Annotated in this window: 10 protein-coding genes and 1 pseudogene; 10 read left to right on the top strand and 1 reads right to left on the bottom strand. The window is 59.8% G+C overall.

Annotation, left to right across the window (positions count from 1 at the left end):
* The coding region (locus tag BLP23_RS34160) for a hypothetical protein (RefSeq protein WP_139187153.1) at positions 1-255 on the bottom strand (255 nt) is incomplete at its 3' end.
* 405 nt (positions 256-660) lie between these two features.
* Between BLP23_RS34160 and BLP23_RS32775 the strand changes: the two genes are divergently transcribed.
* The 10 genes and pseudogenes from BLP23_RS32775 to BLP23_RS32730 form a co-directional block, all read left to right on the top strand.
* On the top strand, positions 661-999 hold the full coding sequence (locus BLP23_RS32775; protein WP_074069548.1) for a hypothetical protein: 339 nt from the start codon (positions 661-663) through the stop codon (positions 997-999).
* 146 nt (positions 1,000-1,145) lie between these two features.
* Positions 1,146-1,352 (top strand): hypothetical protein, encoded by a 207-nt coding sequence (locus BLP23_RS32770; protein WP_092588812.1) that lies wholly within the window; start codon positions 1,146-1,148, stop codon positions 1,350-1,352.
* A gap of 178 nt (positions 1,353-1,530) precedes the next feature.
* Positions 1,531-2,337, top strand: coding sequence for a pseudouridine synthase (locus BLP23_RS32765; RefSeq protein WP_092588811.1), 807 nt, complete (start codon positions 1,531-1,533; stop codon positions 2,335-2,337).
* A gap of 14 nt (positions 2,338-2,351) precedes the next feature.
* Positions 2,352-3,038: a phosphoribosyltransferase gene (locus BLP23_RS32760; RefSeq protein WP_092588815.1), complete on the top strand. Its 687-nt coding sequence runs from the start codon at positions 2,352-2,354 to the stop codon at positions 3,036-3,038.
* A 103-nt stretch (positions 3,039-3,141) separates the two neighbouring features.
* Positions 3,142-4,887, top strand: a complete 1,746-nt coding sequence (locus BLP23_RS32755; protein ID WP_092588810.1) for an SLC13 family permease — start codon at positions 3,142-3,144, stop codon at positions 4,885-4,887.
* A 74-nt stretch (positions 4,888-4,961) separates the two neighbouring features.
* Complete coding sequence (locus BLP23_RS32750) at positions 4,962-5,906, top strand: phosphoribosylaminoimidazolesuccinocarboxamide synthase (protein ID WP_092588809.1); 945 nt, start codon at positions 4,962-4,964, stop codon at positions 5,904-5,906.
* Positions 5,907-6,016: 110 nt separating this feature from the next.
* Entirely contained in the window at positions 6,017-6,619 is a 603-nt protein-coding gene (locus BLP23_RS32745) for a TetR family transcriptional regulator (RefSeq protein WP_092588814.1), read from the top strand.
* A gap of 157 nt (positions 6,620-6,776) precedes the next feature.
* Positions 6,777-7,997, top strand: a complete 1,221-nt coding sequence (locus BLP23_RS32740; RefSeq protein ID WP_092588813.1) for an efflux RND transporter periplasmic adaptor subunit — start codon at positions 6,777-6,779, stop codon at positions 7,995-7,997.
* A 46-nt stretch (positions 7,998-8,043) separates the two neighbouring features.
* Complete coding sequence (locus BLP23_RS32735; protein WP_092588808.1) at positions 8,044-11,148, top strand: efflux RND transporter permease subunit; 3,105 nt, start codon at positions 8,044-8,046, stop codon at positions 11,146-11,148.
* A 159-nt stretch (positions 11,149-11,307) separates the two neighbouring features.
* Positions 11,308-11,725 (top strand): annotated as a pseudogene (locus BLP23_RS32730) (efflux transporter outer membrane subunit); the annotation flags it as partial.

Raw genomic sequence — 11,725 nt, 5'->3', positions numbered from 1 at the left:
GACGAGAACTTCACACCTGTTTTCTAAACGCCTAACCCGAAAGCCAAACGTCAAAAACCAGTGTAACTTCTCTTGATAAACGTGACCGCCAAAGTCTCTTTCCAGAAGTCTAAATTCCTTCAGACCCCGCAAGCTCCGCCGCCCACGTTTCTCTTTCTTCTCATCTTCAATTGTCAAATAACCGACCAGATAAATCCAGTCACAAGGCAAAAGCCGAAACCCAAAAGTCCCAGCCCCAATCAGCAATCCAGCCAATCCGGAAACCCAAGAGCGAAGGACATCGTCGCCAGCAGCGCCGCCGCCCTCGTTCAGTGACGCGGCTTATACGGCTAACCCTCAGACATAGTCAACACCGACAATCCAACTTTTTTGACATTTTTGTAACAGACTGTTTTCGCTCACCATTTTAAGGTAGATTTATTCACAGGACCGCTTCTCACCGCGCTTCGTCGGGGAAAATCTTTATCGGCTGGTCAAAAATCGCTCAAATCCACACTTCCGACGGCGAAAAATTATTCAAAAACAGCCGTCAAACGCCGAATTACGGTTAACAAACGGTAAAGATCGGCCCCGAAAGAACCAACACGGCCGATAGCAGCCAAAATCGGAACCTAATGCGGTTTGTCGTGTTCTTCTCCTATCACAACAAAGGAGAATAACATGGCTGCCAATACCGATGACATCCGCACATCTGTGAGCAAGGACATTGCCGCGCTTCAACAGGAAGTGTCGCGCCTGCAGAAGATGATCTCCGCTCAGGGCGCCGAAGCCTATTACGAAGTGCGCGACCGCGCCGGCAAGGCCATTGATGAATCGCTTCCTCGCGCCAAGAACGCCGTTGCCCAGATCCGCGCAGAAGGTGTAGCCGCAGCCGGTGCTGCCCGGGAACACGCGGCGGCAACGACAACCGCCCTCGTCCTCGCCGGTGCCTTGGGCTTCCTTGCCGGCTACCTGCTAAGTGGTTATCAACAGTCGCAGCCGCAACATTGGTGGCGTTAGGCCAACTTACCTCGCAGCGCACAATAAGAATGATTATTTGGGACCCCGCCGATCGGAAATTCGGTAGGGTCCATAAATACTTATGTCTTAGAAAAACCAATTTTTAATGGCAGGAAGGCAAGCATAATAATGAGGGAGGATAAACCATGGAAAACAAGACGGCGAATTGCATCGTCGAGGTGAGCGTAGACAGCGCGACCGGCCGCCGTGCAGTTGGCATCATGAATATGCGCCAGGCGCTCGAACTGCCCGAAATGCTGAGCCTGACCTATACCCATCCTGACCCGGTGAAGGCCGCCGCCGGCATCGTCGTCAATCGTCAGGAACTGGCAGGCTTCCTCGCCTGCCACTAGGGCCGCCAGGTTTTGCAATATCAGTAAACGGAGCCGCCGGCGCGGACGATCCTGTTCGGCTGCCATTCAGCGCGCGCTCCCTGCCCTCATTATTCGTTTGAGTTTTCGCCGCCTTCGCTGGCGTCCGTCTGCCGTTCATGCAAAGAATGCGGCATTGCAACCAGGCAAGGACGGCTGAGTGGGAGAGCGGCGCCAACCGCAGAAATTGCGTGAACGCGAGAAAGCCGGCGCAAATGCCGGGGGCAAGCGGGTCACCCTGCCGCGTGCTCTTTCGAAGCTCGGCTATTGTTCCCGCACTCAGGCCGAACGCCTGATCGCCGACGGCCGAGTTGCGGTCGATGGGCGGATTATCCGGAATCTCGACGCCTGGGTCGATCTCCAATCAGCAAGGCTTGCAGTCGATGGCGCAATGATCGCCGCCGAGGCGAAAATCTACCTGATGTTGAATAAGCCGCGCGGGCTGCTGACGACCCGGTACGATCCGGAAGAGCGTCCGACGGTCTATGACTGTCTCAAGGAATTCGACATTCCGCATCTTTCACCGGTCGGTCGGCTCGACAAGGCAAGCGAAGGCCTGCTGCTGTTTACCAACGATACCGAGTTCGCGCAGGCCCTGCTCGATCCAATCACCCATGTGACCAAGACCTATCATGTGCAAGTCAACCGCATCATGGATGCGGAATCGCTTGCCGAAATGACATACGGGATCCGCCACGACGGCGAAGTGCTGACAGCGACGGCCGCACGGCTCCTGCGAAGCGGCGACCGCAACTCCTGGATCGAGGTGGAACTCGACGAGGGCCGTAACCGGCAGATCCGCCGCATGCTCGAAGCCACCGGTGCCGAGTGCCTGCGGCTGGTGCGGGTTGCAATCGGTGGGCTTAGTCTTGGAGAGCTGCCGAAAGGCTCGGTGCGCGCACTGACAGAGGCGGAGCTACGCGACCTGAAGCGACGGACGGGCATGGAAAGGACCGGACGGAATTGATGCAGAAGGACGATATCGCGCCGCATGAGTTCTGGCAGGAGCTCCATCCCCCGGGCAGCTTTAAGGCAGATGGCGATTTCACCTCGTTCTATGTCGCGGAACTGCAGGACCGCCACCAGCTTCGTCTGCCGATCCGGGTGCTTGCCGACGGCGAACACGCGCTCGCCTCGCTGATCGTCAACCAGGCGAGCTTTGCCGTGCTCGATGCGCTCGCCGGGCAACTGGCGTCAACGATCAGGCACTTTGACATCGATATCGTCGCAGGTCTGCCGACACTCGGATTGACGCTTGCTGCAGCAGTCGCCCAGAAACTCGGTCACGCGCGCTACGTGCCCTTGGGCACCTCCCGGAAATTCTGGTACAGCAACCATCTTTCCGTAGCCCTGTCGTCGATCACGACGCCGGAACAGCAGAAGCGTCTTTATATAGACCCGCGCATGCTGCCGCTGCTTCGGGGCCGCCGTGTCGCGCTGATCGACGATGTTATTTCTAGCGGCAGTTCCATCGTCGCGGGCCTGCAATTGATGACGGCCTGCGATATCGAGCCTGTCGTCATCGCCGCGGCGATGCTGCAATCCGAACGCTGGAAGGAAAAGCTCGCCGTCGAAGGCGCCCAATGGCCCGACCGCACCGTTGGCGTCTTCGCGACACCGATACTCGAAAGAACGGCAGAAGGCCGCTGGCGCGCGCCCACTGCCTGACCTCGCACAATATGAGGATTTGTTCGATCTTTCCGCGCGCCCTCCCTATACAGCCCTGTCCGGATGGCTACATTCCGCTGACGGTTGAAACGCGAGCCCGCCCATGACGTTCGAGCAAGCATCCCTGCTGATCCTTCTCTCGGCAATGCTCGTTCTGTTCTCCGTGAACCGTATCCGCATCGAGGTCGTGGCGATCGGCGGCCTGCTTGCCGGGTATGTGCTCCGACTTTATCCAGCCGATCAGATCTTTGCCGGTTTCGCGAGTCCCGTCGTCATCACGGTGGTCGAGATTCTACTGATCGTCCAGGTGCTCGCCCGCGCGAAACTCTTTGACAGCCTCGCCGCACGTTTTGCAGCCGCCGGACTGTCCGGCTTCACGGTCATCGCCAGTCTTTCTGCGGTCACCGGGCTCATCTCGATCTTCATGAACAATATCGGCGCCTTCGCGATCATGCTGCCTGCAACACTGCGCATCAGTAGCGTCATGGATATTCAGCGGCGCCAGCTCGTCATGCCGATTTCATTTGCGGCACTTCTCGGCGGTCTCGTCTCGCTGATCGGAACGCCGGCCAATCTGCTTGTCAGCGATGCACTTGCCAAGGCAACGGGCTCCGGCTTTCATTTTTTCGATTTCGCCTATGTCGGCCTTCCTGTCGCTATTGCCGGAATTCTGCTGATGGCGGCTCTCGTTCCGCAACTATTTCCCGAAACGGACGGTCAACCTGCCGCTGCGGCGCCGGCCCGACGGCGCATCGTCACGGAACGGCGCATTCCTGAGGGTTCGCCGCTCGCCGGCGTACGCCTTCTCGATTGCTCCAGCCTCTTTGAAATCCAGCCGCACGCATTGATCCGCAACGGCCGGTTCGTCTTTGGCCCGCTCGATCAGTCGACGATCGAGGCAGGCGATAGCTTGCTTGCCGAAGGCGCCGATGCGGTCTTTGCCGGTCTCGCCGCCTCGGCGGCGCTCGTTCCAGAAGTTCATCCGAATGGGTTGCAGGCGGATTTCACCCGCATTGAGGCCGTCGTCATGCCGGAGAGCACGCTGGTCGGCTCGCGAATCCGCTCGTTGGAGGTCTTTAAGAGCCGGAGCGTCAGGATTGCCGCTCTCTCCATGCGGTCACCACGGATCGAAGGGCGCTTTGAAGATTTGCAGCTTTCGATCGGCGATATCCTTCTGCTCGAGGGCCCGCGCGAGGCGGTCGCCGAAGCGCTTGAGGAATGCGAATGCCTGCCGCTCGCCACGCAGCCTGCAGACGAGGCGACGTCGAATGCGTGGCAGCCCTTCCTGGTCTTCGCTGCTGGCGTGACCCTTTCCGCTATCGGGCCGGTCCGCCCTGAGATCGCTTTTGCGGCTGTCGTGCTCGTTCTTGCGCTAATGGGCTATCTCAACATCCGCCAGGCCATGGCGGACATCAACTGGCCGATCATCATCATGCTGGCCGCGATGATCCCGATCGGCTCGGCTGTTGCCGCAACAGGCACGGCCCAGCTGGTCGCCGATTGGCTGAGCCTGCTCGTGCCGATATCCACGCCGCTTGCCGGCATCGCTCTCCTGCTCTTCATCGCCATGGCGCTCACGCCTTTCGTCAACAACGCGACAGTGGCAATTGTGCTCAGTCCCGTTGCGCTGGAATTCGCGGAGGCGGCACACCAAGCCCCAGCCGCCTATCTGATTGCCGTTGCCGCGGGCGCATCGCTCGATTTCCTGACGCCGTTCGGCCACCACAACAATACGCTGGCAATGAGCATCGGCAGCTACCGCGTCTCCGACTTCCTGCGCGCCGGCAGTCCGCTGGCGTTTGCTTCCTATTTTCTGACCGTTCTTCTGGTCGCCCTGATCTGGCTTTGAAAGCCATTTGCTTGACATCCACTGCAATGGAACTAGAGCAAGGTGAAACCCCGCGACAAAGGACTATCGAGCCCGTGCGAATTCTTTCCGAAGCCCATTTCCCCGAGCTGCCGAACTATTACCGCGGCAAGGTGCGCGAAAATTACGACCTTCCGGATGGCAGCCGCATCATTATCAGCACCGACCGCCTCAGCGCTTTCGACCGCATCCTGACCTGCATCCCCTATAAGGGCCAAGTACTGACGCAGACGGCGCGCTACTGGTTCGAAGCGACCAAGGATATCTGCCCGAACCACGTCATTGCCTATCCGGACCCGAATGTGGTCATCGGCAAGCGGCTCGACATTCTGCCCGTCGAGGTCGTCGTCCGCGGCTATCTCGCCGGCACCACCGGCACGTCGATCCTCACTCTTTATAAGAAGGGCGAGCGCGAAATGTACGGCATGCGCCTGCCGGACGGCATGCGCGACAACCAACGCCTGCCCGAGCCGGTGATCACGCCGACCAGCAAGGAATTCGACGGCGGCCATGACGAGCCGCTGACGCCTGACGAGATCGTCAGCCGCGGGCTGCTCACAGCGCAACAGTGGGCAACGCTTTCGCGATACGCGCTCGCGCTTTTCGCACGCGGCCAGGAAATGGCTGCAAAACGCGGCCTCATCCTTGTCGACACCAAATACGAATTCGGAACCGACAAGGACGGCAACATTATTCTCGCCGACGAAATCCACACGCCGGACAGCAGCCGCTACTGGCTCGCGGACAGCTATCAGCAGGCCTTCGAAGCCGGCATGCGCCCCGCAAGCTTCGACAAGGACTTCGTCCGTGCCTGGGTCGCCGAGCGTTGCGATCCCTACAAGGACGAGATCCCCGAGATCCCGGTCGAATTGGTCGAGCAGACATCGAAGGTTTACATCAAGGCCTATGAGGCGATTACCGCCCAGCCTTTCGTGCCGGATGACAGCGGCGAAACCCCGGTTGCCCGTGTGCGAAGCAACCTTGCGCGCTATTTCCCTTAAAAATCCGGAACGAACCACCCGAAAGCCGGCTGTGCGCTTGCGGGATTTCGCCGGGAGGCGTTAGCATGGGCAAGGAAGGGGTGCCGGCCGGAAGGCCGGCGGGGGAACGAATGGCACGAAGGCCGCGACGCAAGGCCGAGGAAACGCGGGAAGACATTCTGTCGATGGCCGAGTTGCTGTTTCGCCAGCGCGGTTTCGTCGCCGTATCGATCGCCGACATCGCCTCCTCCCTCGGCATGTCGCCGGCCAATGTCTTCAAGCATTTTCATTCGAAAGTGGCGCTCGTCGATGCCATTGCCGAACGGCATCTCGGCAACGCCACCGAGCGCTTTGGCTCTTTCGACCGAAACCTCCCGCCGAAAGAGCAACTGCTGCGTTTCGTGCTTCGGCTTCTCGATAGCCACCTCAACGACATTCAGGAAAATCCCTACATCTTCGAAATGGTGCTGACGACAGTCCAGGCCAAGCTCGAAGCGGGTAATCGCTACCGCCAGCGAATTGAGCAGCAACTCGAAGAAATCATCCGCGAGGGGGTGAGCACAGATCATTATAAATGTTCCGATCCGCGCCGCGCCGCTCATACCGTTGCCGATGTTCTTGCATCGGTGCTGCATCCCGTGCTGATCGCCCGTGACGATAAGGATACACTTGTGCATCGGGCTGAGGAGATCGTCTGTTTTGTAGATACTGCACTGCAAAATAGCGCTTGCTAAGTGACGATCATTGAATTACGTCACTTCGTAAATCTTTTCTTAAGTCCGGATCGAAGGGTATTTAATCCCGCAAATCACGCTCCTGATATGGATGCAGCGCTCCGTGGCCGGAGCCGGTGATCCGATCCGCAAAATGCCAACCGCAAGGGAATTCAGCATGATACGGCGTGGCTTCATCATTTCTTCAGCTTTGGTGCTGGGCGGATTGCTTGCTGCCTGCAGCGACAGTAACAACAACCAGGCCGGCGGCGCAGGCGGGCCCGGAGCGGCGGCTCAGCAGGCGGCCCCTGTCGGTGTCGTGGCGCTGAAGAAGGACACTTTCCCGGTCACGACGATCCTTCCGGGCCGGGCCGAGGCCTATCAGACGGCCGATATCCGTCCGCAGGTCAGCGGCATCATCCGTGAAATCGCCTTCAGAGAAGGCAGCGAAGTGAAAAAGGGCGACCTCCTCTATCAGATCGAAGACGCGCCTTATGTTGCAACCGTCGAACAGGCCAAGGCGGCAATCGCCAAGGCCGAAGCCAGCGTGCCGAGCGCGCAGAGTAATTTCGACCGCTACCAGCGCCTCGTCGGCAGCGGCGCGACGCAGATCGAATTCGAAACGGCAAAGACCACCCTTCTCCAGGCTCACGCTGAGGTCGAATCGGCCAAGGCCACCCTTGCCTCCGCGCAAATCGATCTCGACCACACGAAGATCGTCGCGCCGTTCGACGGCGTCATCGACGAGACGGCCTACAACGTGGGCAACGTGGTGGCCGCCAATCAGACAACGGCGCTGACGACGATCCGCCAGCTTGACCCGATATATGTTTCGCTGACCGAATCGAGCACCAATCTCCTGAGGCTCCGTGATGCCTTGGCATCTGGCACCGTCCGGGGTGAAGGCGCCGATGTCGCCTTCCGGCTCATCCTGGAAAACGGCAAGGAATACGCCCAGAAGGGCAAGCTGGATATGTCGAAACAGATCGTCAGCGAGACGACCGGCACCTTCATCATCCGCGTGCTCTTCCCGAATCCGGATCTCGTCATTTTGCCGGGCATGTATGTGCGCGCAACCGTCGAACTTGGCGCCGAGGTCGGCTATGCGCTGCCGCAACTGGCCACCAGCCGCGACGCGACCGGGCGTCTGACGGCGCAGTTCATCTCCGCTGATGGCAAAGTCGAGACACGTGTCTTCGAAAACGCCTCGCCCTCCAACAATTCCTGGCTCGTGACCGACGGCGTGAAGGATGGCGATCAGCTGATCGTCAGCGGTCTGCAGTCGATCGCGCCCGGCATGCCGGTTACGCCCGTTCCCATGAAGATCAATGAAAGCGGTGTGGTCGTGGCTGCCGAGCAGGCAGCGGCCGGTAACGCCCAGAAGCCGGCCGCGCAGTAGGCGCGCCCGCATCTAACGTTTATCCAAGCCGCACAGGAATGATTTGATGGCCAAGTTTTTCATCCGACGCCCGATTTTTGCCTGGGTCATTGCGATTACCATCATGCTCGCAGGCTTGCTCGGCATCTTCACGCTGTCGATCTCGCAGTATCCGGACATCGCACCCACCACCGTGCGCATCAACGCCACCTATCGCGGCGCGAGCGCTGAAACCGTCGAGAAATCGGTGACGACGATCATCGAAGACGGCATGACCGGCCTTGATGACCTCACCTACATGACTTCGACCTCCTCGACCGGTTCGGCTAGCATCTCGCTGACATTTGGAACAAGCGTCGACCCCGACATCGCGCAGGTGCAGGTCCAGAACAAGCTGCAGCTCGTTCAATCGCAGCTTCCCGATGACGTCATCGATGCCGGCATCAGCGTCACGCGATCGACCTCCAGTATCCTATTGGTGGGCTCGCTGGTTTCGACGGACGGCAAGCGGAATTCCGTCGACCTCGGCAACATCCTGTCTAATCAGATCGAAGATCAGATCCAGCGTCTCGAAGGCGTGGGCAGCATCAATATCTTCGGTTCGGGTTACGCCATGCGCGTCTGGCTCGATCCCTTCAAGCTGCAGAAGTATCAACTGACGCCGAGCGACGTCACCTCGGCTATCGAGGCCCAGAACACCCAGGTTTCCGTTGGCTCCCTCGGCGCACAGCCGCTCGTCGAAGGCCAGCAGCTGAACGTTACGATCACCGCGCAGAGCCAGCTGACGACGGTCGCGGACTTCGAGCGGATCATTCTAAAGGTGGAAAAGGACGGCTCGACGGTCCGGCTCAGCGACGTCTCGCGCATCGAAATCGGCCAGGAAAGCTACGGCGGCTCTTCGCGCTACAATGGCCAGCCCTCGAGCGGCTTTGCCGTCAACCTCGCGATCGGCGCCAACGCCATCGATACTGCGGAGCGCGTTCGCTCGGCGCTCGACACGATCGGACGCGGCCTGCCGGAAGGCGTGGAGATCACCTATCCATACGACACGACGCCCTTCGTCGAGCTGTCGATCGAGAAGGTCGTCCATACCCTCATCGAAGCGATCGTTCTCGTCTTCGTGGTGCTTCTTGTCTTCCTGCAGAACCTGCGTGCGACGCTGATCCCGACCATCGCCGTGCCGGTGGTCCTGCTTGGAACCTTCGGCATTCTCGCGGCAACGGGATATTCGATCAACACGCTGACCATGTTCGCCATGGTTCTCGCAATCGGCCTTCTCGTCGACGACGCTATCGTCGTTGTCGAAAACGTCGAGCGCATCATGTCGGAGGAAAAGCTCTCGCCGCTTGAAGCGACCGAGAAGTCGATGGGCGAAATCACCGGCGCCATCGTCGGCATCGCGCTGGTTCTGACCGCCGTCTTCATTCCGATGGCCTTTTTCGGCGGTTCGACCGGCATCATCTACCGTCAGTTCTCGATCACCATCGTTTCGGCCATGCTGCTTTCGGCCCTCGTCGCCATCGTGCTGACGCCGGCACTGTGCGCAAGCATGCTGAAACCGGTCGGCGAACACAGGAAGCACCGCGTCGGCGACTGGTTCAACCGAAACTTCACGCGCTCGACCAACGGCTACGTCCGCACCATCGGCTACCTGTTGAAGCGTCCGATCCGGGTCATGCTGGTGTTCCTGCTTGTGGGCGCCGGTTGCGCCTATCTGTTCACGCGCCTGCCGAGCTCGTTCCTGCCGCAGGAAGATCAGGGCGTTCTGCTGACGATCGTCACCACGCCGCCCGGGTCGACTACGCAGCAGACCCAGGCGGTCGTCGAGAAGGTCGAAAAATACTACCGCGAAAACGAAAGAGACTCCGTCGAGTCGGTCTTCGGCGCCCTTGGGTTCAGCTTCAACGGCTCCGGCCAGAACAGCGCGATCGTCTTCACCAAGCTCAAGGACTTCTCGCTTCGTACCGATCCCAATCAGCACGCGCAGGCGATCGTGACGCGGGCGCTCAAGACCTTCTTCACCTTCCGCGAAGCGCAGGTCTTCGCATTGCTGCCGCCGGCGATACAGGGTCTCGGCGTGTCCAGCGGCTTCTCAATGTACCTCGTCGATACCGGCGGACACGGCACGGCTGCGCTTGACACCGCCTCCAAGCGGCTGATCCAGATGGCCAATGCCAGCGGCAAGGTGGTCGCCCTGCGCAATAACAACAAGGAAGTCGAGCCGCAGATGCGGATCGCCATCGACCAGGAGAAGATCGGCGCCATGGGCGTCGATATATCTGCGGTCAATGCGATGCTCTCTGTCATCTTCACCGGCCGCGACGTCAATGACTTCACGCTGAACGGCGAGATCAAGCCGGTCTACGTGCAGGGTGATGCGCCCTTCAGAATGCAGCCGACTGATCTCGACCACTGGTATGCCCGCAACTCTTCCGGCGAAATGGTTCCCTTCTCCGCCTTCACCACGACGGAATGGGTCAAGGGTGCCCCAACGCTTGCCCGCTTCAACGCGGTCAGCGCAATCCCGCTCGACGGCGCTTCGGCACCGGGCGTCAGCTCCGGCGACGCCATGAACGAGATGGAGGCCCTGACTGCACAGCTCGGCGGCGGCTATACGGTAGCCTGGCAGGGCATTTCCTATCAGGAACGGCTCTCGGGTTCGCAGGCGCCGATGCTTTATGCAATTTCGGTGCTCGTCGTCTTCCTTTGCCTTGCAGCGCTCTACGAAAGCTGGTCGATCCCGTTCTCGGTGATCATGGCGGTGCCTGTCGGCGTGCTCGGCGCGCTTATGGCCGCGACCCTCTTCGGGCAGGCGAACGACGTCTACTTCAAGGTCGGTCTTCTGACGACGATAGGTCTTGCAGCGAAGAACGCGATTCTGATCGTCGAATTCGCCAAGGACCGGATGGAGACTGGAATGGGGCTCTTCGAGGCGACTCTGGAAGCGGCAAGGCTGCGTTTGCGCCCGATCATCATGACATCGCTTGCCTTCATTCTGGGCGTCGTGCCTCTTGCCGTGGCCACCGGCGCGGGCTCCGCAGCCCAGAACGCGATCGGCATCGGTGTCCTCGGCGGCATGCTCGCGGCAACTGCGCTCGGGATTTTCTTCGTGCCGTCCTTCTTCGTCGTCATCCGACGCGTATTCTCCCGCCGCAAGAAAATTGTGGCGTGAGTGTGATAAAAATGCACTGCCAGAATGAATGAACCATTGATACATTGCCCGCGGACTGCTTCGGCATGGTGTATCTCGTTGGGACGAAGCGCAGCCGACGGCAAAGCATGATGCTTTTGGCAAGAATTTTAGACTTGGTCGAGTTACAGGAAGAAATGAATGATATCTCTTCGTTTTGCTACACCGGCACTATTGCTGTTGCTGGCGGGCTGCGTGAGCGGACCGGACCACACGCCTCCGGAGATGCCGCTTCCGGCGAAATTCGGTGAGGGCAGCACCAAGAATATCGGTGACGTTGCGACGGTGGCCTGGTGGTCGGCCTATCGCGACAGGCAGCTCGACAGCCTGGTGGCACGCGGCATCGACCAGAACCTCGACGTGCTGCAGGCGATGGAGCGCATCAATTCGGCGTCCTCGAATGTGACGGTCGCCGGGGCCGGTTCGCTGCCGAGCCTGGTGGTCGGCGCCTCGCACACGGTGTCGGGCCAGATGGGCTCGGAGCGCACCCGGATCGGTGCGACCAACACCACTGGCGGCGAGGCCAATGTCTCCTGGCTGCTCGATCTCTTCGGCCAGT

The sequence above is a fragment of the Rhizobium mongolense subsp. loessense genome (assembly GCF_900099775.1).
In the GTDB taxonomy this organism is placed as follows: domain Bacteria; phylum Pseudomonadota; class Alphaproteobacteria; order Rhizobiales; family Rhizobiaceae; genus Rhizobium; species Rhizobium loessense.
Note: the sequence above shows the minus strand (reverse complement) of the source record. Positions and strands in the feature narration are given on the sequence as shown.